This window comes from Mesorhizobium sp. P2_D5 (assembly GCF_056404355.1).
In genome coordinates this window covers 107922-133205 of sequence record NZ_JBFUEE010000006.1, presented here as the reverse complement: position 1 = coordinate 133205, position 25284 = coordinate 107922, and the positions used below count along the sequence as shown (strand labels likewise).

Sequence of the window (25284 nt, the reverse complement as noted above, 5' to 3'; positions counted from 1 at the left end):
TCGTGCTGGCAGGAGGCCTTGCTTGATTATCGTTATCGGCTCGATCAACCTCGACCTGATCGCCAATGTCGACCGCTTGCCGAGCCCTGGCGAAACAGTAGCCGGCTCGACCTTTGCCACCGCGCCCGGCGGCAAAGGCGCCAACCAGGCGCTGGCGGCGGCACGCGCCGGCGCCCCGGTGCGCATGGTCGGCGCCGTGGGCAAGGACAGCTTCGCCGCCGAGGCGCTGGCACTGCTGCGCGACGGCAAGGTCGATCTGTCTGGCGTCGCCGAGACTTTTGCGTCGACAGGCACAGCCCTGATCATGGTCGGCGACGACGGCGAGAACATCATCGCCGTGGTGCCGGGCGCCAACGCGTCCGTATTGCCCGGCGACCTCTCCAAAGCCTTCTTCAAAAAGGGCAATATCGTACTCCTGCAACATGAGATCCCGCTGGCGACCGTCGGTGCCGCGCTCGACCAGGCAAGGGCGGCTGGCGCCATCACCGTGCTCAACACCGCGCCTTTCCAGGGCGAAGCGGCAGCCTTTCTTGCCAAGGCCGATTATGCCATCGCCAACGAAACCGAATTCGACCTCTATGGCGAAGCGCTGTCCCTCAACGGCCGCGACCGGGCGGCGCGCATGCGAGACTATGCCGGGAAGACCGGCCGCACCATCGTCGTCACGCTCGGCGGCGACGGCGTGATGGCGGCGACGCCAAGCGATTTCCTGACCGTTCCGGCAATGAAGATCACCCCTGTCGACACGGTCGGCGCCGGCGACACGTTCTGCGGTTATTTCGCCGCCGGCCTGTCTTCCGGCCTGACGCTCGAACAGGCGCTGGCGCGCGCCGGCGCGGCGGGCTCGCTGGCCTGCCTGAAGCCAGGCGCCCAGCCGGCAATTCCGCTGGCCAAGGATGTCGACCAGGCATTGCAGGAAACGCGTTGAGATGCTGCGCCCTCAGACGAAACATGCCGTGGCGCCGGCCAGCGACATCTGTCGCCTGTCCGCGGTCGCACTTGCCGATGCGATCCGCCAAAGGAAACTTTCCGTCCGCGAGGTGGTGACGGCATTCCTCGACCGGATCGAGGCGGTCAACCCGCTGGTCAACGCCATTGTCTCCTTGCGCGACCGTGGCGACATCCTGCGCGAGGCCGACGCTGCCGATGTCCGACGGGCAGATGCCGAAACCGGCTCGTTGTTCGGCCTGCCGATCGCCATCAAGGACCTCGCCTCGACCACGGGCCTCAGGACCTCGCTAGGCTCGCCGATCTTCGCCGATTTCGTGCCGCAGGAAGACGATTTCTTCGTCGAGCGTATCCGCAACGCCGGCGCAATCATCATCGGCAAGACCAACGTTCCGGAATTCGGGCTTGGCTCCAACACCTACAACAACGTGTTCGGGCCGACGCTGAACGCCTTCGATCCGGCGCTGACCGCCGGCGGCTCGAGTGGTGGCGCGGCGGTGGCGCTGGCGCTGGATATGCTGCCTGTCGCCGATGGCAGCGACTTTGGCGGCTCGCTGCGCAACCCGGCCGCCTGGAACAATGTTTTTGGCTTCCGCCCGTCGCAAGGGCTAGTTCCCGGCGGACCCGACGTCGAGGTCTTTCATGCGCAGATGGGTGTCGATGGGCCGATGGGCCGCAACGTCCGCGACATGGCCCTGCTGCTCGACGTGCAGGCGGGTTATCATCCGCAAGCGCCATTGTCCTATGAGAAACCTGGCTCGTTCCTCGACGGGCTTGCGACAGGGACGACTGGCGGCCGCATCGCCTGGTTCGGCGACCTCGGTGGTCATCTGCCGGTCGAAGCCGGGATTCTCGATCTCTGCGAGACAGCGCTCGGCCGGTTGGCGGATGCATCCTCCTTCCCCCGGCAGCCTCTGCAGCCGGATTTCGATTTCGAAGCGCTGTGGCAGGCTTTTGTCACACTGCGCCAGGCCAGCAGCGGCTGTGCGCTCAAAACCCACTATGACGATCCCTCGAAGCGTGGCCTGCTCAAGCCGGAAGCCGTCTGGGAGGTCGAGAACGCGATGCGGCTGACGGCGCCGCAGATCCGCGCGGCCTCGGTCATCCGCACATCCTGGCATCGCACGCTGCTGTCGATCTTCGACCGCTTTGATCTGATCGCGCTGCCGACCGCGCAGGTCTTCCCCTTCGAAGTCGGCACGCCGTGGCCGCGCGAGGTCGCCGGACGGGCGATGGACAGCTACCACCGCTGGATGCAGGTTTCCGCATTCGCCACCCTGGGCGGCTGCCCGGCGGTCAACGTGCCGGTCGGCTTCGACGACAAGGGCCGGCCAATGGGCATGCAGTTGATCGGCCGGCCACGCGGCGATCTTGCAGTGCTCAAGGCGGCAGCCGCCTATGAGGCAACGCTGCCCTGGCAGACCGGCGCCTGAACCGGTGCATTGGCGTATCGCAGAGCTTGGCGTGCCGGCTTGCGCCGGCTGCGCTGCCATGCATTGATTGCCGTCAGTCCGCGCCGCCCTGGCGGCATCCTTGAGGAAAAATCATGTCGCTGGAACTCTACGCCGCCTATGTCCTCGCTTGCATCGTCATCATCCTGGTGCCCGGTCCAACGGTCACGCTGATCATCGCCAACAGCATCCGCCATGGCTCCCGCGCCGGGCTCGCCAATGTCGCCGGCACGCAGGCCGGGCTTGCCGTGATGATCGCCATTGTCGGCATCGGCCTCAACACGCTGATCTCGGGCATGGGCCACTGGTTCGAATGGGTGCGGCTGATCGGCGCCGCCTATCTGATCTGGATGGGCGTGCAGATGTTCCGTTCCAAGGGCACGCTGAACGCCGACGGAACGGCAAGGAAACCGCGCGGCGGCTTCTTCCTGCAGGGCCTGCTGGTGGCGCTCAGCAACCCCAAGACGCTGGTGTTCTTCGGCGCCTTCTTTCCGCAGTTCATCGCGCCTCAGGGCAACTACTCGCTACAGATCGTCGTCATGGGCCTCACCGCCATGATCTTCGCCGCCATCTCGGATTCGACCTATGCACTGGCCGCCGGCCGCGCCGGGCGCCTGCTGTCGGCCAGCCGCATCAAGCTCATGTCCAGGATCAGCGGCAGCTTCCTGGTCGGCGGCGGCCTGTGGCTGGCGTTTTCACGGTCGAAGTAGTTCGCAGACCTACGGCTGATGAGGGCTGATTGAAAATCAGCCTTCTCGCCACCACATGAATCCGCGCCGGGGATTCATATCTATGTCTTGGACTTATGCTGATTTGAAAAGGAACGCGCCTGGCGTGATCCTGGTTGGCTCTCTGTTCGCGGTGATGGTTCCCTCGGCTCTGAACAAATGGACCAACGACGCAAGCCCGATCCATTCGGTTGATGCAGTCGACGCAACGATCAAAAGTGCTCAGTGGGGCAAGGGTCGCAGCGTCTACGTGCTATCCCTTGAGAGCGGTTCGTTAGTTCTCGTCGACGATGATCGCCCGCACCTGATCGGCTCACGCGTTGGCATCGAGCGCGTGACACGCGACAGTGGCTTCGTTTTCTACCGGTTTGCGGATTGAACCATGGCCAAAGCGCGGTATGGCCTTGCCTTCATGACCCTTCGCGAAAATCTTCGGGGCATAGTCATCACCAGCCTAGTTGTGGGCGCATGCGCTGTGGCAATCGGCACCTTGATTGCGAGGCAAAGCAGCCCGATCGTCAATGTAGAGCGCGTAACAGGCACGGTGGTCAACGTCCTCAATGCGCCTCCGAACCCAGAGGGTTATGTCGGTGGCAGACCCAGCTATCTCTACGGAATCCGCCTCTACGAAAATAATCTGCTGGTGTTCGCGTACGGCGACGCAACATCACCGCGAGCCATCGGTTCGGAGGTTTCGGTCGAACGGCAGCATCGCCGGAATGACACCGAAACATATCGCCTGCTTCGCGAGTAATCGCCTGATGCACGCCGCCCAAAAGCGCAAGTGCTTTTGGGCGGATGATATGCATCTGGAACAGGGAACTAAAGCCGCCCCAGCCTCTCGACCAGCAGCGCGAAGAAGCTGTCATGGTCGATGTCGCGCATCACCATGGCGTTCTTCGGCCGCTTGGTGACGCCCCACCAGTCGATGACGGTCATGCCCATGGTCAGTTCCGAGGTGGTTTCAACGCTGACATTGCAGGTGCGGCCTTTGAACAGCTCCGGCTTCAACAGATAGGCGATGACACAAGGGTCGTGCAGCGGCCCGCCGTCGGTGCCGTATTTCTCCTCGTCGAAGCGCTCGAAGAATTCCAGCATGTCGGCGGTCGCCGTGCCGACCTTGGTGCCGAGTTCGCGGAAGGCCTGCGTGCGCTTGGCGGTGGTCAGCGCCTTGTGGGTGACGTCGAGCGGCATCATCACGATCGGAATGCCGGATTTGAGCACGACGTCGGCTGCTTGCGGATCGACATAGATGTTGAACTCGGCGGACGGCGTGACATTGCCGCCTTCGAAGAAGCCGCCGCCCATCAGCACGATTTCCTTGATGCGCGGTGCAATCCGCGGTTCGCGGATCAGCGCCAGCGCAATGTTGGTGAGCGGGCCGAGCGCGCAAAGCGTGATGGTGCCACTCTCTTCCTTCATCAGCGTCTCGACGATGAAGTCGACGGCATACTGGTCCTGCAGCTTCATCGTCGGTTCGGGCAATTGCGGCCCGTTGAGACCGGTCTTGCCATGCACTTCCTCGGCGGTGACCAGCTCGCGCATCAACGGTCGGATGGCGCCGGCATAGACCTTGATGTCCGGCCGGCCGGCCAGCTCGCAGATCTTGCGGGCATTCTTTTCGGTAAGCTTCAGCGGCACGTTGCCGGCAACGACTGATATGCCGACGATCTCCAGCTCGGAGCTGCCGAGCGCCAGCAATATGGCGACGGCGTCATCCTGGCCGGGATCCGTGTCGATGATGATCTTGCGTAATTGAGGCATTTCAATTCCTTGTTTGGCGAAGCCGTGGACTTGGGATGAATCCGGGATGACGCCGAAGCGGCTGCGAACTGCCAAGTCGAACCGCTCGACCGGGGAAGACAATCCCGACCTGCGCGCTTCTCCTTGCATCTGCTGGCCGTTTCAAGCGCCATGTCGATCATTCCTGTGAGTCCACGACCTGGTCTTTTTGGGCGGGTCTTTTGATGGCTTGAACTTGGTCGCGGGGCGGACCATATCAAGACCACCGGGAAAAATGCCATCTGGGTTTTTCCACTTTATGTCGCTCTACAGAGGACAGTGTAACATGAGCCGAATGACGCCCTTTTCCAGCCCGCTTCTCCTTGGTTTCGACGCCATGGAAAAGACTCTGGAACGCCTGGCGAAGTCCGGCGACAGCTACCCTCCCTACAACATCGAACGCCTCAGCGGCGCCGACGGCAAGACCGAAAGGTTGCGCATCACATTGGCGGTCGCCGGTTTCGCCGAAAGCGATCTCGATGTCACCACGGAGGAAAACCAGCTGGTCGTGCGCGGCCGTCAGTCCGACGATACCGAGCGCGAGTTTCTTCATCGCGGCATCGCCGCGCGCCAGTTCCAGCGCTGTTTCGTGCTGGCCGACGGCATGCGGGTGATCGCGGCGGAACTGAAGAACGGCCTTTTGTCGATCGATCTCGATCGGCCGGAGTCCGAACGGCTGGTACGGAAAATAAACATATCGGTGAAAGACTGATCTTTACCGATGGCTCTCATGCGGGATGGCCTTGAGCGGCGTCCTCGCGCCAAGGAGGCTTTGAAATGACCAGAACTGATGAAAATCTCACCATGACCAGCGGCGAATTCGCCCATCTCGGCGAGGGCTCGGTCGCCTATCTGCGCAAGGTCTCGAGCGACGAGTTGCTCGGCCGTTTCCCGAACCTCGGTGAAATCGCGCCCGGCATGGAACTGTGGGCACTGTTTGCCGCCAATGGCCAGCCGATCCTGCTTTCGGATGCGCGTGACCGCGCGCTGGCCGGCGCCATGGAAAACGACCTGACCACGGTCGCCATTCACTAAACCCGGCGGGCCGGGCTTAAATGGACAGGGCCGCCCGTGGCGGCCCTTGGCTGGATGTTCCAATCAGAAAGTGTCAGGCCGCGTGCGAGGCCTGGGTATCCGACAAAAGCGCGTGGATTGCCGCGGCGTCACGCGTCCCCCTGATCTTGGCCACCGTGTCGGCGTCGCGCAACACCCGCGCGATGCGCGACAAGGCCTTGAGATGGTCGGCGCCGGCCCCTTCCGGCGCCAGCAGCAGAAACACCAGATCGACCGGCTGATCGTCCAGCGATTCGAAATCGACCGGCGTCTCCAGCCGGGCGAAAACCCCGGCGATGCGCTTCACGCCGGCGAGCTTGCCATGCGGAATGGCGATGCCGTTGCCGACGCCCGTCGAGCCCAGCCGTTCACGCTGCAGGATGGTGTCGAACACCTCCCGCTCCGGAATGCCCGAAATCGCGGCTGCCCGTTCGGAAAGCAATTGCAACAGCTGCTTTTTGGAGTTCGCCTTCAACGCCGGCAGTATCGCCGGAACGTTGATAAGATCGCTCAGATCCATGCTTGAAAATCCCTTGTTCGCCTGCCGTCACCAGTCCTCACCCCTCGTGCGGCCGGCTCTTATCCTTGTGCGACCTTGGTCGTGGACGGGTCGATCCAGCCGATGTTTCCATCGGGCCGGCGATAGACGATGTTGAGATGGTCGTTTCCGGCGTTGCGGAAGACGAAGACCGGGCTGTCCTTGGTGTCGAGCTCGATGACGGCCGAAGCCACCGACATGGTCTTCAGCGTCATGGTTGATTCGGCGACGATGGCCGGCGCGAAATTATCCGGAATATCCTCGTCGTCATCGGCCAGCGGCGCCATCACCGTGTAGGCAATGTCGGTCGGATCGCCATTGGCAGCGCCTGAATTGTGCGATTTCAGCCGGCGCTTGTAGCGCCTCAGGCGCGTTTCCAGGCGATCGGCGGCGGCCTCGAAGGCAACCGTCGGATCCTGGGCATCGCCGGTGGCCTGCAGCGAAGCGCCGGAGTCCAGCCGGATCATGCAATCCGCCGAATAGCGCGAACCTGATTTGATGACTGTGACGTGTCCGGCAAAGCCGCGATCGAAATACTTGCCGATCGCTTCGCCGACACGATCGTTGATGCGTGTACGAAACGCATCGCCGATATCCATGTGTTTTCCCGATATGCGCAGATTCATCTGAAAACTGACCTTCCTTGCTCAGGCTTCAAACTCGCCCGAGTTTATACTCGTGGTCCGTGCGCACAAGCTTTGCGGCGTCACTCGCGCCGATTTTAAATCCGAACTTTCCGGTTGATCACAAGCCGCCCTTTTGACCGTCCCGAGGCCAACGTCGTGACGGACCATCCACACGCGGGCATCTAGCCCCACTCATGCGGGCGGGCTTCTAGCCACTTCGCCGCGGCTTGTCAATGAAGTGCTGGCCTGAGGAAAATCGAACCGTGTCAGCGCCCGGCGCTGGCCAGCGCCCGTTTCTCGCGCCGACGCTGCACCGAGGAAGGAATATTCATGCCTTCCCGGTACTTGGCGACAGTGCGCCTGGCGATATCGACGCCACTGTCGCGCAACATGTCGACGATCGCATCGTCGGAAAGCACGTCGACGGGTTTTTCCTCATCGATCAGCTGCTTGATGCGGTCCCGTACCGATTCCGAGGAATGCGCATCGCCGCCACCCGACGCAGCGATCGAGGCGGTGAAGAAGTACCGCAGTTCGAACACGCCGCGCGGCGTCAGCATGTATTTGTTCGCGGTGACCCGGCTAACCGTCGATTCGTGCATGCCGATGGCATCGGCCACCGTGCGCAGGTTGAGTGGCTTCAGCTGGCGCACGCCATGGACGAGGAAGGCATCCTGCTGGCGAACGATCTCCGAGGCGACCTTGAGGATGGTCTTTGCCCGCTGGTCGAGGCTGCGCGTCAGCCAGTTGGCGTTTTGCAGGCATTCGGCGAGGAAGTCCTTTTCCGCCTGGTTCTTCGCCTGCGGCGAAACCTGGGCGAAATAGATATGGTCGACCAGCACGCGCGGCAGCGTTTCGGCATTGAGCTCGACCGTCCAGCTGCCGTCATTGGCGGCACGCACCTCGACATCGGCGACGATGGCGTCACTGGCGCCGCCCGAAAACGCCATGCCCGGTCGGGGATCGAGGGCACGGATCTCGGCCAGCATGTCGAGCAGATCCTCCTCGTCGACGCCGCAGATCCGCTTCAGCGCATGGAAATCACGCCGTGCCAGCAGTTCGAGATTGGCGACCAGCGCCTTCATCGCCGGATCGAGCCGGTCCCGCACGGCAAGCTGCAGCGACAGGCATTCGGCAAGGTCGCGGGCAAACAGGCCGGCCGGCTCGAAAGTCTGGCACACCGCCAGCACCTTTCTCACCGCAGCAGCGTCCGTGCCGAGGCGGGCGCCGATCTCGGCCAGGTCGCCGCGCAGATAGCCGGTCTCGTCGAGGCCGTCGGCAAGGTCGGCGGCGATCAGCCGTGCCGCCGGATCGACGAAGGCGAGCGCCACCTGTTCGCCGACATGGTCGCGCAGCGTGATCGCCGCGGCCGCCATGTCGCCGGCATCAATGCCCTCGGATGAGGAACTCGCACCATTGCCGGAAGCCGATTTCCATTGCGCCGTCAGGTCGGGACCGAGCCGCTCGCTCGTCCCCGGATCGTCGGGAAACAGGTTTTCCAGCGACGTATCGAGCTTGTCGGAGATCGCCTCGGCGCTCCACTGCGTCTCGTTTTCGAACCAGTCGCCATCGGCGGCAGCGGCGGCTTGCGGCTCCGCCTCGATCTTCTGCGACTGGTCGCTGGCTGCATCGTCCTGCGGCTCCGCGCGCTCCAGCAGCGGATTGCGCTCGATTTCGTCATCGATGAAATGCTCAAGCTCGGTATGGGTGAATTGCAGCAGCCGAATCGACTGCATCAGCTGCGGCGTCATCACCAGCGACTGCGATTGTCGTAGCTGTAGTTTCGCCGCCAACGCCATTGTCTGGTTTCAAACGCCTCGTCTACGCATCCGGGCTTCCGGACAGGAATTTTTGCAGCGGGTCATAGAAACTGGCCCAGCTTTTGCTTGTCAAGGCAATAGCTAGCAAAACTCACTTACCGGAGCGTTATCTGGCGGCAAAATCGGAGAAAAAGCGCGGTGAAGGCACCAAAAATCGTGTCAGGAAACAAATTTCACGCTCAGAGCGTGAAACCCTCGCCGAGATAGAGCCGGCGGACATCCGGGTTTGCCACCACTTCGTCGGCCCGCCCATGGGTCAACACCTGACCGGCATGGATGATGTAGGCGCGGTCGATCAGGCCGAGCGTTTCGCGCACATTGTGATCGGTGATGAGGACGCCAATGCCGCGCGCCGTCAGGTGACGCACCAGTTGCTGGATATCGGCGACGGCGATCGGATCGATGCCGGCAAACGGCTCGTCGAGAAGCATGTAGGCCGGGCGCGTCGCCAGCGCACGCGCGATTTCCAGGCGCCTCCGCTCGCCGCCGGACAGCGACATGGATGGCGCCTTGCGCAGATGGCTGATGTGGAATTCCTCGAGCAGTTCGTCGAGATTGCGTTCGCGCTCCTTGCGGCTCTTTTCGACCACTTCGAGCACGGCGCGGATGTTCTGCTCGACACTCAGGCCGCGAAAGATCGATGCCTCCTGCGGCAGATAGCCGATGCCGAGGCGCGCACGACGGTACATCGGCATCGAGGTCACGTCGAAGCCGTCGATCTCGATCGTGCCCTCGTCCACCGGCACCAGGCCGGTGACCATGTAGAAGCAGGTCGTCTTGCCGGCGCCGTTGGGGCCGAGCAGTCCAACCGCCTCGCCGGCGCGCACACCGATGGTGACGCCGCTGACGACCTTGCGGCCCTTGTAGCTCTTGGTCAGACCCTTGGCGATCAAGGTTCCCTTGAACTTTCCCGTATCGACGGTCGCCGTGGCCGGCGCCGAAAGCTTGCCGGCGGCCCGTCCCGGAAGACGCGCCGTCAGCGACGACAGGCTGGCCATCAGGGGTTCGCCGCTCCCGATTTCGGCGGCGGTGTGATCGACATCTGGACGCGTTGCCCAGCGCAAGGATCAACCTGGGCCAGCCCGGTTTTCATCTGAACGACGAGCTTGCAGCCGACCAGGACGTTATCGTTCTGCGACAGGACGACCTTTTTGCCCGAAAGCACCAGAACCTGGCTCTTCATATCGAAACTGCCTTGATCGCCGGTGGCGATCTGCGCGTCCGACTTGATGTAAACCTTGTCGGAAATCTCCAGGTGGTCGATGTTGGCCGAGCCGGTCATCGCCGCGCCTGCGGCTTCCGTGCCCTTGGCCGCGGCGTTGGGATCCTTCACATAATAGACCGTCATCTTGCCAGCCTTCATCAATGTCGGCCCCTGGACGACGCTGACATTGCCGGTGAAGATGGCGACATTTTCTGCCTGGCGGACTTCCAGCTTGTCGCTTTCGATCTGGATCGGCTTGTCGCCGGACAGTTTGAGACCTGATTGGCTGGTGGACTGCGCCAATGACGGCACCAGCCCGAGCAGCAGCAACGCCGAAGTTGCAGCCGCGAGCCGCGTCGAACTACTGAGCCGCATTGATTTCTCCGCTGTTTCCCTCTGCCGTCTTCAAGGCGGCGGAATCGATGTTGACGCGCACTTTGTTCTCGAAAACCAGAACCTTGCCATTGTCCTGGACCGACATCGAATCCGCCGTGATCCGTGACCCCTCACGGCTGACATCGACGGGATCACCCGTCTTCATAGTGCCTTTGCCCATGTCGAGGAAGACCGATTTGAACTTGGCCTGCATGCCGTCAGTTGTGGTGATGTCAACGTCGCTGGTCAGGTTCATCGTATTGCCGTTGCGATCGTAGGTGCCGTGCGAGGCCTTGATCGCCGCGATATTGTCAGGTCCGACCGGGATCTTGGCGTCGATGCCTTCCAGTTCGATGATGCCTTGCGTGCTGACATCCTGGATGGCGCGCAGCGCCGTCATCGAATAGGGCTGCTTCTGCTTGGTGAACCCGTTAAGCTTGGGATTGGCCATCACCAGCTTGCCGTTGGAAAAAGCGGTGCCTTCCGCCTGGACCGCGACGGAGACCGGCGCGGCCAGATAGGAATAGACCGGAAAAGCGACAGCGATCAGTACCGCGGCCAGCGGCACGGCAAACTTGAGAACGCGCACGCGGCGCGAATGACGCTGGGCGCGGTCGAAAGCATCGCCACGCATCCGGACGTCCGCCGGGGGAGCCAACTCCGTCTCGGCGTTGGTCGATTCAATCGGTCGCGCTAACATTCAACGCTTTCTTCTAACCCCTTGCCCACCCGCGAGCACCGCCTATAGGTGGGACGCCGCCGCCTGCAAGCAAGCACAAGCCCATGAAAACTGCAAAAATGTGACAGCCGCGTTTGTACAGATGAAAATGAGATCCGCACAACTGCCCGTTCTTCATAGCAGAAACAGACACGCGGCGTAAAATTTATCAGCTGCCGATCTTCGCCGCCAGACGTCGCGGCGATTGCACAAATACGTGAAGAGACCTGTGCCTGGAGAGGGGCGGAGCCCGCCCTGACCTGCCCGATGGCGCATCCGGCATGGCCAACTCGACTGTCCGCGCGGATTGTCTTGTTGAGCCGGAAAAGAGAATTGCTTCCAGATGGGAAGATGATGGTCTAAAAGCGTCTCCTCCCGCCGACTGAAAGGCTGACCATGGCACTGAGAGCCGACGACCTGATCGACCGCCGCCGCTTGCGGCGCAAGCTGACATTCTGGCGGATTGCCGCCATCGGCATCGTGGCACTTGGGGTGATTGCACTTTCAACCTGGTTCTATGGCGACGATTTCACCGGCTCGGCCGTCGACCATATCGCCAAGGTCAAGATCGAAGGCACCATCACCGAGGACGAGGAACTCATCAAGCGGCTGGAAACCATCCGCCAGTCGTCGAAGGTGAAAGGCGTTATCCTGTCGATCGATTCGCCTGGCGGCACCACGGTCGGCGGTGAATCGATCTATGAAGAGGTGCGCAAGCTGGCCGCCGACAAGCCGGTGGTCGCGGAAGTCGGCACGCTTGCCGCATCGGCGGGCTACATGATCGCCAGCGCCGCCGATCACATCGTTGCCCGCAAGACCTCGATCGTCGGCTCGATCGGCGTGCTGATCCAGTATCCTGATGTCAGCGGCCTGATGGACAAGCTCGGCGTCAAGCTGGAGGAAGTAAAATCCTCGCCGCTGAAAGCCTCGCCGTCCCCCTTCAAGCCGACCAATGACGACGAGCGCGCCATGGTCCGCAAGCTCATCCTCGACAGCTACGACTGGTTCGTTGGCATTGTCGCCGAGCGCCGCAAGATGACCCGCGAGCAAGCGCTGGCGCTCGCCGACGGCTCGATCTTCACCGGCCGCCAGGGCGTCGCCAACGGGCTGATCGATGCTGTCGGCGGCGAGACCGAGGCGGTCGGCTGGCTGGCGACCAAGGGCGTCGATGCCAAACTGAAGGTCGTCGAGTGGAAGGATACGGAACGGCGCGGCGGCTTTTTGTTCTCGAAAGCGATGGCGCAAACCATCGGCAGCGCGCTCGGCCTGCCCGCCTACAGCGGCGATGTCATTCATGAACTCGGCGCCGACCGCTTGTTTCTTGACGGTCTCGTTTCCGTCTGGCACCCTTGAGATGCCGTTTGGGGCAAGTGAAAAAGCAAATAAAATCATCCTCATAATTTTGACCGTACTGCTTTCACGGGGACCCGTCTGATGATCAAGTCCGAACTTGTGCAGATTATTGCCACGCGCAATCCGCATCTTTTCCTGCGCGACGTCGAAAACATCGTCGGCGCGATCTTCGATGAGATCACCGACGCTCTTGCCGAAGGCAATCGCGTCGAGCTGCGCGGCTTCGGTGCATTTTCGGTGAAAAACCGTCCCGCCCGCACCGGCCGCAATCCACGCACTGGCGAGTCCGTCGAGGTCGAGGAGAAATGGGTGCCGTTCTTCAAGACCGGCAAGGAGCTGCGCGAAAGGCTGAACGGCGGCAAATAGGCGCCGCGTCAGCGCCAGACAGCCTTTCTGACGGAAAACATCATGTTCAATCGCTTCATGCTCATCGTGGTCTTCGTGCCCCTGGCGATCATCCTGATCGCGCTCGCCGTCGCCAATCGCGAACTGGTCGCCTTCACGCTGGACCCGTTCAACCCCGGCAATCCAAAGCTGACGCTGACCTTGCCGCTGTTCATCTTCCTGTTTTTGGCGCTCGCCATCGGCATGGTCGTTGGCAGCCTGGCAACCTGGGTCAAGCAGGGCCGCTACCGCAAGCTGGCGCGCCAGCGTGGCGTCGAAGCCGAGAACCTGCGCCAGGCGGTTAGCCGCGCGCCGGCGGCACCACAAGGATCGGCCCAAGGGTCAGCCCAGGCATCGGCCTTGCCGAAGCCAACCACTTGAACCGCCGGTCGGCGGTTTTCTCTCCGCGGAGTTTTCCATGCTGACCATTTCGGCCGCCGAGGTCGATCATGCGCTGACCTTTTCCGGACTCGTGGATACGCTGCGCGCCGCGTTTCGTGACGGTGCGGTGCAGCCGGTCAGACATCATCACTCGGTCGAACGGCCCGACGGCGCCGCCTCGACACTGCTTTTGATGCCGGCATGGACCGACTTCAACGCTGCCGGCACGTCGGCCAGTGGTCACATCGGCGTCAAGATCGTCACCGTCTCGCCTGACAACAACGCTATCGGCAAGCCGGCGGTGATGGGGCTCTATCTGCTGCTCAATGGCGCCACCGGCGAACCCGAAGCGTTGATCGACGGCCAGAGATTGACGCAGTGGCGCACCGCCTGCGCCTCGGCGCTGGCTGCTTCCTATCTCGCCCGCGAGGACGCCTCGCGGCTGCTCGTGGTCGGCGCCGGCGCGCTGTCGCCCTTCCTCGCCAAGGCGCATTGCGCCGTGCGGCCGATCAAGACCATCCGCATCTGGAACCGCACCCCTGCCAATGCCGAGAAGGTCGCAGCCGACCTGCGCGCCGAAGGCTTCACGGCCAGCGCGGCAAGCGATCTCGATGCCGAACTTGGGCGGGCCGACATCGTCTCCTCGGCGACGATCACCACGACACCGCTGATCAAGGGCGCATTGTTGCAGCCGGGAAGCCATGTCGACCTGGTCGGCGGCTTTACCCCGACGATGCGCGAAAGCGATGATGACGCGATCGCGCTTGCCCGCGTCTATGTCGACACCCGCGCCGGCGCCACCAAGGAGGCTGGCGACATCGTCCAGCCTCTGGCCTCCGGCGTGCTGAAGCCGGACGCCATTGTCGCCGACCTGCACGAATTGACGCGCGGTCAGAAGAAGGGTCGCGAGAGCGCCAGTGAGATCACGCTGTTCAAGTCGGTTGGCGCAGCCCTCGAGGACCTTGCCGCCGGCATTGCCGTCTACAAGGCGCTCGTAGCTTAGTTCACCGCCGCAGCCGTTTGGCGCCCATCGCCTCTGCGATCAGCGAAAAATCATGCGCGCTGATTTCGAAAAGGCCGAAGCGCAGTTGATAACCCCAGTTGGACTTGCCGGCGCTGAAGTCCAGTCTGTCGAGCAACGGCTTGATCGATGTTTCCTCTGCCTCTGCCCAGGCGACATCGCGGCGGAACGGCGTGAAGCCGGCGCCCATATCGCCCTGATAGGGCTCGCCTTCCCGCACCGTGCCGATTGCCGTGAACGCTTGCAGGCCGTCTTTTTCGCCGAGAATGGTGGTTGGCGAATAATAGGCGATGCCGTCACCGGGCTTGACGCGGCGCAGGGGTGCTGCCTTGCCGTGATTGACCTGCATGAAGCCACCCTGGCGCCCGCGCCGGACATGTTCGGCCGACGCCACCGCGATCCAATGCGCACTCATTTTTGTCCCCCATCGGTCTGTTCCTCATCGGACAGCCAGTAGACGCGCAGGCGATGATTGTCGGGATCGAGCGCGACGAAGGTGCGGCCGAAATCCATGTCGGTCGGCGTCTGCAGGATCTTCAGCCCGCGCCCGGCCAAGTCGGCATGGGCGGCATCGACCGCGTCCGGCGTATCCAGCGCAAAGACGATTTCGGCGCCGCCGCCTGCCGCGGCTGCGGCCGGCTCCACCGTATGACGCGACCAGAGGCCGAGCTTGAAGCCCGCGTCGAGCACGAACAGCACGAAGGTCGGCGAACTTTCGACGGGCTCGCGACCGAGCAGCGCGCTATAGAAGGTGCCGCTCTGCTGCGGCTGGTCGACATAGAGGATGACGAAATTCGGGGCGATCATGTCTGCTCTCCAAGGTACAGTGTTTCAACTTGGCGACCATAGAATGAGCTACTGTCAGATTCTGGCAGCAGTCGTCACGAACCACACGGTCACGAACTGCGCGGCTTGTCGAGCGTTGCCCGCCATTCCCTCAGAAGTGCTTGGCGACGGCGCGGATAGCGCGTATCGGTGGCGTTGAGGCCGGATATTCGATCGGCGCGAAAATGCCGGAAATCCTGGCGCATCTCGCACCACGCCACCACGACCCGCACCTTGTCGAAGAACCCCAGCGCAAACGGCCAGACCACCCGTTCGGAAGCCACGCCGCCGGCGTCGCGGTACAAAAAGCCGAGCTTGCGCTCGTTGCGGATCGCCTGCCGCACCAGGCCGAGGTCGATGCCCTCGATGACTGCTGCGGGAGGCCCGACCAGCAGCGTGCTCGCATCGAGATCCTCGCGCAGATCGTCCGGCAGCACGGCGGCGATCTTGGCCAGCGCGTTGGCGGCAGCGGCCGACAGACGCTGGTCCGGCTGCTTGGCGACCCAGCGCGAGCCGAGCACGATGGCTTCGATCTCCTCGTCGCTGAACATCAGCGGCGGCAGCATGAAGCCAGGCTTGAGCACATAGCCCAGTCCCGCCTCACCCTCGATCGGTGCGCCCTGGCCCTGCAACGTGGCGATGTCGCGGTAGAGCGTGCGGATCGAAATCCCGAGTTCATCGGCCAGCGCCTGCCCGCTCACCGGCCTGCGATGCCGGCGCAGCGTCTGGATCAGGTCGAGCAGGCGTTCAGAGCGGGACATGATTCTCCGGGCTTTGTAGTCTCCACGATAATCCATCTCGTTCGGAAGTGTACGGGTGGTCCAAGCCGCGACATCAGAGATGGAATACCTTGACTTCGTTGCCGCGTTCCAAGGCCTTGTTGGCGACGAACATCTGCGTCTTCGACATGTCGACTTCACGGTCGGCAAGGACGCGCAACATCGCCTCCAGCCGCCCCAGTGCGATCGCCTTGTTGCGGTGTTGCGATCGCTCGTTGCGTGCCGTGACGACAATGCCTGTCGGCAGGTGAACGGCACGCACCGCACTGTCGGTGGTGTTCTGATGCTGTCCGCCAGGACCACCAGCCCGCAAGGTTTCGAACCGGACATCGGACAGTGCGACCGACACGGCGGCGGCCACCGTCAAATCCACGGTCTGCACGCCGACGAACCAGTTCTGCCGTTTGTGGCCCCGCCGCACCGGGCTCTTGAAGACGAACTTGACGGTGCCGCAATATTCCTCGGCGAGTGCCTCGGCGTTGGGCCCCTCAAGGCTGAGTATGGCGGATTTGGCGCCATGCCGGTCCGGTTCGTGACCAAGCGTAACTTCGATCGTATAGCCAAGCCTGCCGGCTTCGCTCTTGATTATGTCGACCAGAGCCATCAGGGCGATGCGGCATTCCACCGGCCCGCTGCCCGATGTGAGAAGCATGTCAACTGCGGCCATGATCTGCCCTCCTCGATGCGCGTTCACGCGATGGCTTCTTGCGCGTCCGGTCGAACGGGCCGTCTATCGCCTTCTTGTAAGTCACCAGCGGTTTCATCGCCGCCAGCGTCACGACCAAGCCGGCATCGGCGAGATCTTGCACCACTTGCCCGGCATCCTTGTAGGCCGAAGCCGCTTCCTCGATGACCAAGTTACGGTCATCGCAGATCAGCTGCCCTCCCCACACGTTCCTGAGCAAAGCGTCGCGCTCCGACCTGTTGCGCCCCGCACGGCCATGCATGGTGGCGCGGTCGTATTTGCGCCCGGCGCCATGCGAAATGCCGCCCAGCGATGGACCTGTTCCGTCGAGCGCCCGCACGACATAGCTCAGGCTGGCGCGCGAACCCGCGATCGGCGCGACATCTCCCATCCGCACGGCGGCCGACCCCTTGTGATGGACGAAGCCATCGGCCCGGTCGCGGACTAGATTATGCGGCACATCAGCCATCACCCGGACCTCGCTGCGCAAGGCGCTTGCCGCACGCTCGGCGATGAGCCTGCGGTTGAGCGATGCCCAGGTGACGCAGAGATCATGCTGGCGGCGCCAGTTCCTTCCCTCGGCGGACTGCGGATCAAGCCCGGCGATCATCGCGGATTGAAGGTCGAGCATCTGCCCGAACACAAAGGCACCAAGCCCACGCGAGCCGGAATGCACCAGGAGATACAGCTTCTGGCGGTCGAACAGGCTTTCACCAGCCGCATCGATCGCCTGATCAACCGCCTGCAGCTCGCAGAAATGATTGCCGCCGCCGATCGTGCCCAACGCATCGGGGTAGAGATCCAGCGGCAGGTCCACGCCAGCGAGCGCCGCATGCGGGTCGATATCCTCCGCTTCGATCTGGCGCAGGCATTCGACGGCCTTGTCGATCCTGAGTTTGCGCAGCGGCAGATCGAGCTCGAACAGCGATATGCCGCAGCCAATGTCATTGCCGATCAGCTGCGGATGCAGCCGTTCCGACAACACGGCAATCCCGGTCGGCCCATATTTGCCGGGATGTAGGTCGGGGAACGCGGCAACCGAGGTAACGCCGGGCAGAGCCGCGACGGTTTTCAGCTGCTGAAGCGCCGCTCCTTCGATCCAGGTACGCGGTGAAAAACAATGCTGGATATGCGCCGTCGCGACGACGCGCGGCGAAGAGGAGCCTGAGCTCCCAATCAAATTGCCCATGATGGAACACTTCTGGATACAGGTCAGAAATCGGACGCCATCAGGCATCCGTTCGACCGGCGGCAGTCAGCAAGATGCTGGCTTACGCCGGAACCCTCGAGGGGTGCGCGGTGAAGATGTTCGTCATCTTTCGCTCCCATTCCAGAAAACAATCCGGGCCTCATAAACGAAGCGCGTGGAAAAACAAGCGCAATGCTGCAACACCCGCCGCACTGTTTCGAATGCGAAGGCTTCAGGCCTGCGCCAATCGACCTGCCGGCCATCGCTTATTGCACCGCCGCTGTCCGCATGCCAAAAGCGGCCACGCCGCTCGGAGTTGCTCACGCTTGAAGTCTTTTCGCGACAAACGCCGCGACAACCGTCCGCATCAATCCGCGAAGGGTGCGGGGGACCAGCCACGTCCGCAGGCCGGCCGCGCCCCCGCCAGACCGGAACCGCAGCCGCGCGAGCGGCTTGAGGCGAAGGCCGATGACCGCTCCGAGCCGAAATCGGTGCCGCGCATCCTTGCCCGGCGCGATGGCGCCCTGCCCACCGAGCACCTCCCCGTGATCCTCGAAGTGGCGCCGAATGCCGATTATGCGCTGCTCGACAGCGGCGCCGGGCAGAAGCTCGAACAATACGGCCCCTACCGCATCGTGCGGCCCGAGGGCCAGGCAATCTGGCAAAAGGCCTTGCCGGCAAAGGACTGGGAGCGAGCCGACGCCATTTTTACCGGCGATACCGACGAGGAAGGCATCGGCCGCTGGCGGTTCCCGAAGACGCCGCTCGGCGAAACCTGGCCGATGAAGCATGACGGCATCGACTATCTCGGCCGTTTCACCTCGTTTCGCCATGTCGGCGTCTTTCCGGAGCAGGCCTCGCACTGGGACCATATGGCCGGGCTGATCATTGCGGCCAAGCGGCCGGTCAAGGTGCTGAACCTGTTCGGTTATACCGGTCTTGCCTCGCTGGTGGCGGCCCGCGCCGGCGCCGAGGTCACCCATGTCGATGCCTCGAAGAAGGCGATCGGCTGGGCCCGCGAAAACCAGGAAATGGCCGGGCTCGGCAGCAAGCCGATCCGCTGGATCGTCGACGATGCGGTGAAATTCGCCGAGCGCGAGGAGCGCCGCGGCAGCCGCTACGACATCATCCTGTTCGACCCGCCGGCCTATGGCCGCGGCCCGAAGGGCGAGGTCTGGCAGTTGTTCGAGGACCTGCCTGACTTGACCGACCTTTGCCGCGCGATCCTGACACCGAAACCACTCGCCATGGTGCTCACCGCCTATTCGATCCGCGCCTCCTTCTTCGCCATCCATGCCTTGATGCGCGACACCTTTGCCGGCATGGGCGGCACGGTCGAATCGGGAGAGCTCATCATCCGTGAAAAGTCCGCCGGCCGGGCGCTTTCGACCTCATTGTTTTCGCGTTGGGTGGCCTGAAATGAACGAGCGGCATGCAGGCGCACCCGGGCTGGTGAAGGAAGTCACCAGCCTCGCCAATCCGCTGGTCAAGGACATCAAGGCGCTCGCCCAGAAGAAATTCCGCGACCAGCAGAATGCCTTCATGGCCGAGGGGCTGAAGCTGGTCATCGATGCGCTCGATCTCGGCTGGCAGATCAGGACACTGGTTTTCGCCAAGGCCGGGCGCGGCAACGCCGCGGTGGAGAAGGTCGCTGCACGCACCGTTGCCGCCGGTGGCACGGTGCTCGAAGTGTCGGAAAAGGTTCTCGTCGCCATCACCCGCCGCGACAATCCGCAAATGGTGGTCGGGGTCTTCTCGCAAAAATTCCTGGCCTTGAAGGATATCCGCGCCGACAATGGCGATGTCTGGGTGGCGCTCGACCGGGTGCGCGATCCCGGCAATCTCGGCACCGTCATCCGCACCGTCGATGCTGTCGGCGCCAAGGGTGTCATCCTGGTCGGCGACACCACCGATCCCTTTTCGGTGGAAACGGTGCGCGCCACCATGGGTTCGATCTTTGCCGTGCCGGTGGCCAAGGCGACGACCGAGGCCTTCCTTGCCTGGCGAGGCGGATTTTCAGGCCTTGTCGCCGGCACCCACCTGAAAGGCGCGGTCGATTACCGCTCGGTCGACTTTTCCCGCGGCCCGGTATTGCTGATGATGGGCAACGAGCAGCAGGGGCTGCCCGAAAGCCTGGCGGCGAGTTGCGACAGGCTGCTTAGAATTCCGCAGGCTGGCCGCGCCGATTCGCTCAATCTTGCCGTTGCCACCGGCATAATGCTGTTCGAGATCCGGCGCGGCGCGCTGAAGCTCGAACCAATCGTGGACCAGCAATGAAGGTTGCCCGCCCGTGAGATCATGGTCCCCCTACGCGCTGCTCGTCGTCGCGGCCATAGCGCTCGATCAGTGGATAAAACACCTGGTCGAGACCGGCCTGCCCTTTCAGGAAAAGCTCGATCTCGTGCCGTTCCTGGCGCTGTTTCGCACCTACAACACCGGCATCGCCTTCTCGATGTTCTCGACCTTCGGCGACAGCGGGCTGATTGTCATCTCGCTGGCGGTCGTTGCCTTCGTGCTGTTCCTGGCGACGCGGATCGCGCCGTCCCAGATCCTTGCCCGCACCGGCTTTGCTCTGATCGTCGGCGGCGCCCTCGGCAATCTGATCGACCGCGCCATATACGGCCATGTCATCGATTATATCCTGTTCCATACGCCGGTCTGGTCCTTCGCCGTCTTCAACCTGGCCGATGCCTTCATCTCGGTGGGCGCGGCCCTGGTCGTCTTCGACGAACTGTTCGGCTGGCGGCGCGAGCCCAGACCTTCGAATGCCAAGTCTTCCAAAGATTGACCCCGTGCGGCCATCGCCGCACAGTCCATGTCGCCAAACAAGATCGCGGAGAAAGAGATGCCCGAAACCTTCAAAGCCATCCTCGTTTCGCGTGACGCCGAGAAAAATCAGTCGGTAGCCGTGACCGATCTCACCGAGGCCGACCTGATGGAAGGCGATGTCACCATCGCGGTCGAGGCGACGACGGTGAACTACAAGGACGGCCTTGCAATCACGGGCAAGGCGCCGGTGATCCGCCGCTGGCCGCTGGTGCCGGGCATCGATTTCGCCGGCACCGTCATCTCGTCTTCCCATCCTGACTGGCGCACCGGCGACAAGGTCATCCTGAACGGCTGGGGCGTCGGCGAAACCCACTTCGGCGCCTACGCCGGCCGCGCCCGCGTCAAGGGCGACTGGCTGGTGCCGCTGCCGCAAGGGATGAGCCCGCATGACGCGATGGCGGTCGGCACCGCCGGCTATACCGCCATGCTCTGCGTCATGGCGCTGGAACGGCACGGCATCCTGCCCGATCGCGGCCCGGTGGTGGTGACAGGGGCGGCAGGCGGCGTCGGCTCGGTCGCGGTCTCGATCCTGTCCAGCCTCGGCTACCATGTCGTTGCTTCCACCGGCCGTAACGCCGAAAGTCCCTATTTGATCAACCTTGGCGCCGCCGAAGTGATATCGCGTGACGAGCTTGCCCAGCCGGCCAAGCCGCTGGCCAAGGAGCGTTGGGCCGGCGGCGTCGACGCGGTCGGCAGCCACACGCTGGCCAACGTCCTGTCGATGACCTCCTATGGCGGCGCGGTCGCCGCCTGCGGCCTGGCCGGAGGCATGGACCTGCCAGCGAGCGTCGCCCCCTTCATCCTGCGCGGCGTCTCGCTGCTGGGCATCGATTCGGTGATGGCGCCGAAGGCAGTCCGCCTCGAAGCATGGCGGCGCATCGGCACCGACCTCGATCTGCAGAAGCTTGCCAGCCTGGCGACGACCATCGGTTTCGACGGCATCATCGATGCCGCCCATGACATCGTCGACGGCAAGATCCGCGGGCGCGTCGTCGTGGATATGTGAGCCGCTCGACTGCCCTGAGAAGGCGGACGGAATTGCCACGTGTGCCGGCAAATCCACCACCGCCGGGGCGAAAAGCACTCATCCGCTAAAATTCGAACGATCCGCCGCAATTTTCCATAATCTCTATCTGGCAAGGGTTTCGCATGATCGCGGAATCCGGCAGCCAACAGGTGGACACGGGCGAAGACGTCGATGCGGCGCCGACGTCGACGCGGCGCTTCGTCGCCGCGCCGCCGCTGGTGCCCGAGCCCGAACCCGCCGGGCGCGAAGGCCTTCCGTTGCTGGCCTTCGCCGCCATCGTCGTGTTGGCAGGCCTTGCGCATCTGACCGGAGCACCGATCTTTATCAGCGTCGCATTGCTGGCAGTCGGCCTAGCCGGCGTTGCCCTGCATCTGCGCGTCAGGCGGAGCGAACAGCGCACGGCGGTCCTGCTCGACGAGACCACCGCCCGCAGCCGCGCCGAGATCGAGACGCTGGCCGACCGCATGTGGGAAATGCAGGAGAGCGAGGAGCGCTTTCGCGGCCTGATCGACGCACTTGGCGACCTCGTCATTCATCGCGACCGCGATGGCTACATCGTCTATGCCAACAAGATCTTCGCCGACCTCGTCCAAAGCGATCAACGCGACCTCGCCGGCAAGACCCTGGCGGAACTCGGCATCGATGTCGGCATCGTTCCCGATGCTGCCTTTTCCGATCATGAATGCCTGAGTTCCACCGATGTCTCCATCCGCACGCCGAGCGGTCCGCGCTGGTTTTCGTGGATCGAACTGTCGGTGCGCGACAAGGACAGCGGCGCCGTTTCGCATCGCGCCATCGCGCGCGACATCACCGCCCGCAAACGCGCCGAATCCTCGCTGATCACCGCTCGCGAGCGGGCCGAATACGCCAGCCAGGCCAAATCGCGCTTCCTCGCCACGGTCAGCCATGAAATTCGCACGCCGATGAACGGCATCATGGGCATGGCCAGGTTGCTGGCCGACACCAGGCTGTCGCCGGAACAGCAGACCTATGTCGGCGCCGTCTCGACCTCGGCCAGCGCATTGCTCGCCCTGATCGAGGATCTGCTCGATTACTCCAAGATCGAGGCGGGGCGCTTCGACCCGGAGCCGCAGCCGATGTCGGTGCGCGAGATCGCCGACAACATCGTCGAATTGCTGGCTGCCCGCGCCTTCACCAAGGATATCGGGCTGGGCTGCCATGTCGAACCCGACGTGCCGCAATTGATCACCGCCGATCCGGGCAAGGTCAGGCAGGTGCTGCTCAACCTCATCGGCAATGCCATCAAGTTCACCGACACCGGCGGTGTATTGGTGAGCATCGCACGCGCGCGCACCGAAACCACCGACCGCATCTGCTTCACCATCGCCGACACCGGTCCAGGTCTGCACGAAGACGACCTGGAGCGCATTTTCGAAGAGTTCGAGCAGGCCGACGGCACGTCGACGCGCAAGCATGGCGGGGCCGGCCTCGGCCTCGCCATCTCCAAACGCTTGGTGGCCGCCATGGGCGGCACGATTTCAGTATCGAGCCGGCTCGGTCAGGGATCCGAGTTTGTCTTCGAAATCCCGGCAATATCGGCCACCGAAGCGCCGCAGGGCTGGCAGAACGCGCTCTCGGGCAAGCGCGCGGTGATCCTGTCGAAAAATGCCGTCGAGGCCGATGCCATCGCCCGCACGATCCGCGCCAATGGCGGCGCGGTCGATGTCGCCACGACCGTCGCGCAGGCCGCGCCCTTCGCCGACGGCTGCGATATGCTCCTGGTCGACGCGGCGATGGAAGCAAGCGATGGAAGGCTGCTCAAGCGCCTGCGCCAGAGCGGTTTCGCCGACTGCGAGGCCATCACGCTGATCGCGCCGACCGACCGCGGCATGCTTGGCGAGTTCCGCGCCAGCGGCTACGCGACCTTCCTTGCCAGGCCGGTGCGTGGCGGAACGCTTCTGCGTGTGCTGTTGAGCAGCAATGCTCCCGCCCTCGCCCCGCCGCAGCCGGAAAACCGTCACGCGCCCGCGCTGCGTGCCGCAGGCAATCGCCAACGGGGCCTGTCGGTGCTGATCGCCGAGGACAATGACATCAACGCCATGCTTGCCCGCGCCACGCTGCTGAAGGCCGGGCATCGCGTCAAGGTGGTTGGCAACGGCAAGGCCGCCGTCGAGGCTGTCACCGGCGCCGGGCACAACCATCGCTTCGACGTGGTTCTGATGGACCTTCACATGCCGGTCATGGACGGGCTGGACGCGATTGCCGCCATCCGCCGCTACGAGGAGGAAACCGCCGTGCCGCCGGTGCCGATCATGGTGCTGTCGGCTGATAGCCAGGAAAAGACCCGCCATGCGGTGCTTGCCCATGGCGCCAGCGGCTTCGTTACCAAGCCACTCGACCCTGACGCTCTGGTCAATGCCGTCGAGGGACAGGTCGCGGCCTAGGGGCATGATCGCGAGCCGAAGGTCAGGAACTTCGACAGCCCATCCACCCCGCCCGCAGGCGTAACGTAGCCGGTTGACCGTATTCGCCAGCCGACGAAGTATTGCCCACGACGTCGTATCACGGTACTGTCACAATCCTGTTGCACCTACACCGTATCCCCGTGCCAAGAGGGATGGCTCGAAGGAGAATCCTCGTGCATACAGTTATGCCGGAATGTGACACTCGGCCGAACGCCAGCAGCGCCTTGCTTGCCGGACGTAACGTCGATTCCGTCATAAAGGGCGCAGCACTCGGCCGTATCGGTAATCTCGAAGTGCGGCTCGCCCGCAACGAGGCCGAGATCGCGGCCGCGCAGGAAGTCCGCTACCGGGTGTTCTACGATGAACTCGGCGCCAGGAAGGATTTGTTCCAGGCGCCGGATCGCCGTGACGCCGACCGGTTCGATCCGCTCTGCGACCATCTGCTCGTCTTCGATACTTCGCTTTCCGGCCCCGAACATCGCCGCATCGTCGGCACCTATCGCCTGCTGCGGCAAGAAATCGCGGCCGCCGCTGGAGGCTTCTATTCCGAAGGTGAATTCGAGCTGACCAAGCTTATCGCCCGTCACCCCGGTCAGCGTTTTCTCGAGCTCGGCCGCTCCTGCGTTTTGCCTGAATATCGTTCGAAGCGCACCATCGAGGCGCTGTGGCAAGGTATCTGGGCCTATATCAACCACTACGAAATCGGTGTGATGACCGGTTGCGCGTCCTTCCACGGCACTGTGCCGGCGGCGCATGCCGAGGCGCTTACCTATCTCGCCCACCACTGCCGGACGAATTCGGCCTGGGACGTGCGCGCGGTGTCCGGGCGCTACTGTTCGATGGATCTGATGCCGATCGAGGCGGTCAATGCCAAGGCGGCGATCGCGGCGATGCCGCCGCTGGTCAAGGGCTATCTGCGCGTCGGCGCCCGCATCGGCGATGGCTGCGTCATCGACCGCGAATTCTCAACGGTCGACGTGTTCGTCGTGATGCCGGTCAAGGAAATCGGCGCCCGCTACGTCAACTACTATGGCGGGGAAGCCCAGCGCTTCGCTGCGTGAACAGCCGAATAGCGAATAGGACGTCGTGGCCGGAGTTGCGCGGCAACAACCGCTATTCGCTACTCCCTATTCGCTATTCCC

At 63.3% G+C, this 25284-nt stretch carries 29 protein-coding genes; 17 read left to right on the top strand and 12 right to left on the bottom strand.

What is annotated here, in order from left to right; genetic code table 11:
• Window positions 1–22 precede the first annotated feature (22 nt).
• From AC1DYW_RS24540 to AC1DYW_RS24520, 5 genes are all read left to right on the top strand, one after another.
• A complete protein-coding gene (locus tag AC1DYW_RS24540; protein ID WP_477227913.1) occupies window positions 23–928 on the top strand; it encodes a ribokinase in 906 nt (301 codons plus the stop codon).
• A gap of 1 nt (window position 929) precedes the next feature.
• Entirely contained in the window at window positions 930–2381 is a 1452-nt protein-coding gene (locus tag AC1DYW_RS24535) for an amidase (RefSeq protein ID WP_477227912.1), read from the top strand.
• A gap of 113 nt (window positions 2382–2494) precedes the next feature.
• Complete coding sequence (locus AC1DYW_RS24530; protein ID WP_095084705.1) at window positions 2495–3109, top strand: LysE family translocator; 615 nt, start codon at window positions 2495–2497, stop codon at window positions 3107–3109.
• Window positions 3110–3191: 82 nt separating this feature from the next.
• The gene (locus AC1DYW_RS24525; protein ID WP_477227911.1) at window positions 3192–3506 is read left to right on the top strand and encodes a hypothetical protein; all 315 of its coding nucleotides are present in this window, start codon (window positions 3192–3194) and stop codon (window positions 3504–3506) included.
• A 3-nt stretch (window positions 3507–3509) separates the two neighbouring features.
• Complete coding sequence (locus tag AC1DYW_RS24520) at window positions 3510–3881, top strand: hypothetical protein (protein ID WP_457151903.1); 372 nt, start codon at window positions 3510–3512, stop codon at window positions 3879–3881.
• A gap of 68 nt (window positions 3882–3949) precedes the next feature.
• Here AC1DYW_RS24520 and AC1DYW_RS24515 read toward each other — a convergent pair whose 3' ends face one another.
• The gene (locus AC1DYW_RS24515) at window positions 3950–4891 is read right to left on the bottom strand and encodes a nucleoside hydrolase (RefSeq protein WP_095084994.1); all 942 of its coding nucleotides are present in this window, start codon (window positions 4889–4891) and stop codon (window positions 3950–3952) included.
• A 304-nt stretch (window positions 4892–5195) separates the two neighbouring features.
• On the opposite strand from AC1DYW_RS24515, the gene AC1DYW_RS24510 reads away from it, so the two are divergent.
• Entirely contained in the window at window positions 5196–5621 is a 426-nt protein-coding gene (locus AC1DYW_RS24510; protein ID WP_095084706.1) for an Hsp20 family protein, read from the top strand.
• Between the two features lie 65 nt (window positions 5622–5686).
• Window positions 5687–5944 carry a BQ00720 family protein gene (locus AC1DYW_RS24505; RefSeq protein WP_095084707.1) on the top strand — a complete coding sequence of 86 codons (258 nt, stop codon included), beginning with the start codon at window positions 5687–5689 and terminating at the stop codon, window positions 5942–5944.
• A 73-nt stretch (window positions 5945–6017) separates the two neighbouring features.
• On the opposite strand, the gene ptsN is transcribed toward AC1DYW_RS24505, so the two are convergent.
• The 6 genes from ptsN to lptC form a co-directional block, all read right to left on the bottom strand.
• Window positions 6018–6482, bottom strand: coding sequence for a PTS IIA-like nitrogen regulatory protein PtsN (gene ptsN / locus AC1DYW_RS24500; protein ID WP_013529589.1), 465 nt, complete (start codon window positions 6480–6482; stop codon window positions 6018–6020).
• Between the two features lie 59 nt (window positions 6483–6541).
• Window positions 6542–7126 carry a ribosome hibernation-promoting factor, HPF/YfiA family gene (gene hpf, locus AC1DYW_RS24495; RefSeq protein WP_095084708.1) on the bottom strand — a complete coding sequence of 195 codons (585 nt, stop codon included), beginning with the start codon at window positions 7124–7126 and terminating at the stop codon, window positions 6542–6544.
• Window positions 7127–7392: 266 nt separating this feature from the next.
• The gene (gene rpoN / locus AC1DYW_RS24490) at window positions 7393–8925 is read right to left on the bottom strand and encodes an RNA polymerase factor sigma-54 (protein WP_477227910.1); all 1533 of its coding nucleotides are present in this window, start codon (window positions 8923–8925) and stop codon (window positions 7393–7395) included.
• 200 nt (window positions 8926–9125) lie between these two features.
• Complete coding sequence (lptB, locus tag AC1DYW_RS24485; RefSeq protein ID WP_477227909.1) at window positions 9126–9944, bottom strand: LPS export ABC transporter ATP-binding protein; 819 nt, start codon at window positions 9942–9944, stop codon at window positions 9126–9128.
• Window positions 9944–10525 (bottom strand): LptA/OstA family protein, encoded by a 582-nt coding sequence (locus AC1DYW_RS24480; protein WP_095084711.1) that lies wholly within the window; start codon window positions 10523–10525, stop codon window positions 9944–9946. The genes lptB and AC1DYW_RS24480 overlap by 1 nt, the downstream gene beginning before the upstream one ends.
• Complete coding sequence (gene lptC / locus AC1DYW_RS24475; RefSeq protein ID WP_457154470.1) at window positions 10512–11225, bottom strand: LPS export ABC transporter periplasmic protein LptC; 714 nt, start codon at window positions 11223–11225, stop codon at window positions 10512–10514. Before lptC ends, AC1DYW_RS24480 begins: the two co-directional genes overlap by 14 nt.
• A gap of 414 nt (window positions 11226–11639) precedes the next feature.
• Between lptC and sppA the strand changes: the two genes are divergently transcribed.
• The 4 genes from sppA to lhpI all read left to right on the top strand — a co-directional run bounded on the left by sppA (window position 11640) and on the right by lhpI (window position 14364).
• A complete protein-coding gene (gene sppA / locus AC1DYW_RS24470) occupies window positions 11640–12596 on the top strand; it encodes a signal peptide peptidase SppA (protein ID WP_477227908.1) in 957 nt (318 codons plus the stop codon).
• An 81-nt stretch (window positions 12597–12677) separates the two neighbouring features.
• Entirely contained in the window at window positions 12678–12962 is a 285-nt protein-coding gene (locus tag AC1DYW_RS24465; RefSeq protein WP_006200394.1) for an integration host factor subunit beta, read from the top strand.
• Between the two features lie 42 nt (window positions 12963–13004).
• On the top strand, window positions 13005–13361 hold the full coding sequence (locus tag AC1DYW_RS24460; protein ID WP_477227907.1) for a DUF1049 domain-containing protein: 357 nt from the start codon (window positions 13005–13007) through the stop codon (window positions 13359–13361).
• 37 nt (window positions 13362–13398) lie between these two features.
• Window positions 13399–14364 carry a bifunctional Delta(1)-pyrroline-2-carboxylate/Delta(1)-piperideine-2-carboxylate reductase gene (gene lhpI / locus AC1DYW_RS24455; RefSeq protein WP_477227906.1) on the top strand — a complete coding sequence of 322 codons (966 nt, stop codon included), beginning with the start codon at window positions 13399–13401 and terminating at the stop codon, window positions 14362–14364.
• Between the two features lies 1 nt (window position 14365).
• Here lhpI and AC1DYW_RS24450 read toward each other — a convergent pair whose 3' ends face one another.
• The 5 genes from AC1DYW_RS24450 to AC1DYW_RS24430 all read right to left on the bottom strand — a co-directional run bounded on the left by AC1DYW_RS24450 (window position 14366) and on the right by AC1DYW_RS24430 (window position 17860).
• On the bottom strand, window positions 14366–14797 hold the full coding sequence (locus AC1DYW_RS24450) for an EVE domain-containing protein (protein WP_477227905.1): 432 nt from the start codon (window positions 14795–14797) through the stop codon (window positions 14366–14368).
• Window positions 14794–15189: a VOC family protein gene (locus tag AC1DYW_RS24445; protein WP_477227904.1), complete on the bottom strand. Its 396-nt coding sequence runs from the start codon at window positions 15187–15189 to the stop codon at window positions 14794–14796. Before AC1DYW_RS24445 ends, AC1DYW_RS24450 begins: the two co-directional genes overlap by 4 nt.
• A gap of 89 nt (window positions 15190–15278) precedes the next feature.
• Window positions 15279–15968, bottom strand: a complete 690-nt coding sequence (locus tag AC1DYW_RS24440) for a helix-turn-helix transcriptional regulator (RefSeq protein ID WP_477227903.1) — start codon at window positions 15966–15968, stop codon at window positions 15279–15281.
• 73 nt (window positions 15969–16041) lie between these two features.
• A complete protein-coding gene (prfH, locus tag AC1DYW_RS24435) occupies window positions 16042–16653 on the bottom strand; it encodes a peptide chain release factor H (protein ID WP_477227902.1) in 612 nt (203 codons plus the stop codon).
• Window positions 16640–17860 (bottom strand): RNA ligase RtcB family protein, encoded by a 1221-nt coding sequence (locus AC1DYW_RS24430; RefSeq protein ID WP_477227901.1) that lies wholly within the window; start codon window positions 17858–17860, stop codon window positions 16640–16642. Before AC1DYW_RS24430 ends, prfH begins: the two co-directional genes overlap by 14 nt.
• A gap of 326 nt (window positions 17861–18186) precedes the next feature.
• Between AC1DYW_RS24430 and AC1DYW_RS24425 the strand changes: the two genes are divergently transcribed.
• The 6 genes from AC1DYW_RS24425 (at window position 18187) to olsB (ending at window position 25203) form a co-directional block, all read left to right on the top strand.
• Window positions 18187–19278, top strand: coding sequence for an RsmD family RNA methyltransferase (locus AC1DYW_RS24425; RefSeq protein ID WP_477227900.1), 1092 nt, complete (start codon window positions 18187–18189; stop codon window positions 19276–19278).
• Window position 19279: 1 nt separating this feature from the next.
• Complete coding sequence (locus AC1DYW_RS24420) at window positions 19280–20137, top strand: TrmH family RNA methyltransferase (protein ID WP_095084721.1); 858 nt, start codon at window positions 19280–19282, stop codon at window positions 20135–20137.
• A 13-nt stretch (window positions 20138–20150) separates the two neighbouring features.
• Window positions 20151–20648 (top strand): signal peptidase II, encoded by a 498-nt coding sequence (lspA, locus tag AC1DYW_RS24415; protein WP_477227899.1) that lies wholly within the window; start codon window positions 20151–20153, stop codon window positions 20646–20648.
• A 57-nt stretch (window positions 20649–20705) separates the two neighbouring features.
• A complete protein-coding gene (gene acuI / locus AC1DYW_RS24410; protein ID WP_477227898.1) occupies window positions 20706–21695 on the top strand; it encodes an acrylyl-CoA reductase (NADPH) in 990 nt (329 codons plus the stop codon).
• 143 nt (window positions 21696–21838) lie between these two features.
• A complete protein-coding gene (locus AC1DYW_RS24405; RefSeq protein WP_477227897.1) occupies window positions 21839–24121 on the top strand; it encodes an ATP-binding protein in 2283 nt (760 codons plus the stop codon).
• A gap of 206 nt (window positions 24122–24327) precedes the next feature.
• Window positions 24328–25203 carry a l-ornithine N(alpha)-acyltransferase gene (gene olsB, locus AC1DYW_RS24400; RefSeq protein ID WP_457151051.1) on the top strand — a complete coding sequence of 292 codons (876 nt, stop codon included), beginning with the start codon at window positions 24328–24330 and terminating at the stop codon, window positions 25201–25203.
• Window positions 25204–25284: the final 81 nt, after the last annotated feature.

Bases quoted from the DNA above. Each gene is read 5' to 3' on its own strand.
- AC1DYW_RS24535 (WP_477227912.1), top strand. From the start codon at position 930: ATGCTGCGCCCTCAGACGAAACATGCCGTGGCGCCGGCCAGCGACATC.
- AC1DYW_RS24530 (WP_095084705.1), top strand. From the start codon at position 2,495: ATGTCGCTGGAACTCTACGCCGCCTATGTCCTCGCTTGCATCGTCATC.
- AC1DYW_RS24525 (WP_477227911.1), top strand. From the start codon at position 3,192: ATGTCTTGGACTTATGCTGATTTGAAAAGGAACGCGCCTGGCGTGATC.
- AC1DYW_RS24520 (WP_457151903.1), top strand. From the start codon at position 3,510: ATGGCCAAAGCGCGGTATGGCCTTGCCTTCATGACCCTTCGCGAAAAT.
- AC1DYW_RS24515 (WP_095084994.1), bottom strand. From the start codon at position 4,891: ATGCCTCAATTACGCAAGATCATCATCGACACGGATCCCGGCCAGGAT.
- AC1DYW_RS24510 (WP_095084706.1), top strand. From the start codon at position 5,196: ATGAGCCGAATGACGCCCTTTTCCAGCCCGCTTCTCCTTGGTTTCGAC.
- AC1DYW_RS24505 (WP_095084707.1), top strand. From the start codon at position 5,687: ATGACCAGAACTGATGAAAATCTCACCATGACCAGCGGCGAATTCGCC.
- ptsN (WP_013529589.1), bottom strand. From the start codon at position 6,482: ATGGATCTGAGCGATCTTATCAACGTTCCGGCGATACTGCCGGCGTTG.
- hpf (WP_095084708.1), bottom strand. From the start codon at position 7,126: ATGAATCTGCGCATATCGGGAAAACACATGGATATCGGCGATGCGTTT.
- rpoN (WP_477227910.1), bottom strand. From the start codon at position 8,925: ATGGCGTTGGCGGCGAAACTACAGCTACGACAATCGCAGTCGCTGGTG.
- lptB (WP_477227909.1), bottom strand. From the start codon at position 9,944: ATGGCCAGCCTGTCGTCGCTGACGGCGCGTCTTCCGGGACGGGCCGCC.
- AC1DYW_RS24480 (WP_095084711.1), bottom strand. From the start codon at position 10,525: ATGCGGCTCAGTAGTTCGACGCGGCTCGCGGCTGCAACTTCGGCGTTG.
- lptC (WP_457154470.1), bottom strand. From the start codon at position 11,225: ATGTTAGCGCGACCGATTGAATCGACCAACGCCGAGACGGAGTTGGCT.
- sppA (WP_477227908.1), top strand. From the start codon at position 11,640: ATGGCACTGAGAGCCGACGACCTGATCGACCGCCGCCGCTTGCGGCGC.
- AC1DYW_RS24465 (WP_006200394.1), top strand. From the start codon at position 12,678: ATGATCAAGTCCGAACTTGTGCAGATTATTGCCACGCGCAATCCGCAT.
- AC1DYW_RS24460 (WP_477227907.1), top strand. From the start codon at position 13,005: ATGTTCAATCGCTTCATGCTCATCGTGGTCTTCGTGCCCCTGGCGATC.
- lhpI (WP_477227906.1), top strand. From the start codon at position 13,399: ATGCTGACCATTTCGGCCGCCGAGGTCGATCATGCGCTGACCTTTTCC.
- AC1DYW_RS24450 (WP_477227905.1), bottom strand. From the start codon at position 14,797: ATGAGTGCGCATTGGATCGCGGTGGCGTCGGCCGAACATGTCCGGCGC.
- AC1DYW_RS24445 (WP_477227904.1), bottom strand. From the start codon at position 15,189: ATGATCGCCCCGAATTTCGTCATCCTCTATGTCGACCAGCCGCAGCAG.
- AC1DYW_RS24440 (WP_477227903.1), bottom strand. From the start codon at position 15,968: ATGTCCCGCTCTGAACGCCTGCTCGACCTGATCCAGACGCTGCGCCGG.
- prfH (WP_477227902.1), bottom strand. From the start codon at position 16,653: ATGGCCGCAGTTGACATGCTTCTCACATCGGGCAGCGGGCCGGTGGAA.
- AC1DYW_RS24430 (WP_477227901.1), bottom strand. From the start codon at position 17,860: ATGGGCAATTTGATTGGGAGCTCAGGCTCCTCTTCGCCGCGCGTCGTC.
- AC1DYW_RS24420 (WP_095084721.1), top strand. From the start codon at position 19,280: ATGAACGAGCGGCATGCAGGCGCACCCGGGCTGGTGAAGGAAGTCACC.
- acuI (WP_477227898.1), top strand. From the start codon at position 20,706: ATGCCCGAAACCTTCAAAGCCATCCTCGTTTCGCGTGACGCCGAGAAA.
- AC1DYW_RS24405 (WP_477227897.1), top strand. From the start codon at position 21,839: ATGATCGCGGAATCCGGCAGCCAACAGGTGGACACGGGCGAAGACGTC.
- olsB (WP_457151051.1), top strand. From the start codon at position 24,328: ATGCCGGAATGTGACACTCGGCCGAACGCCAGCAGCGCCTTGCTTGCC.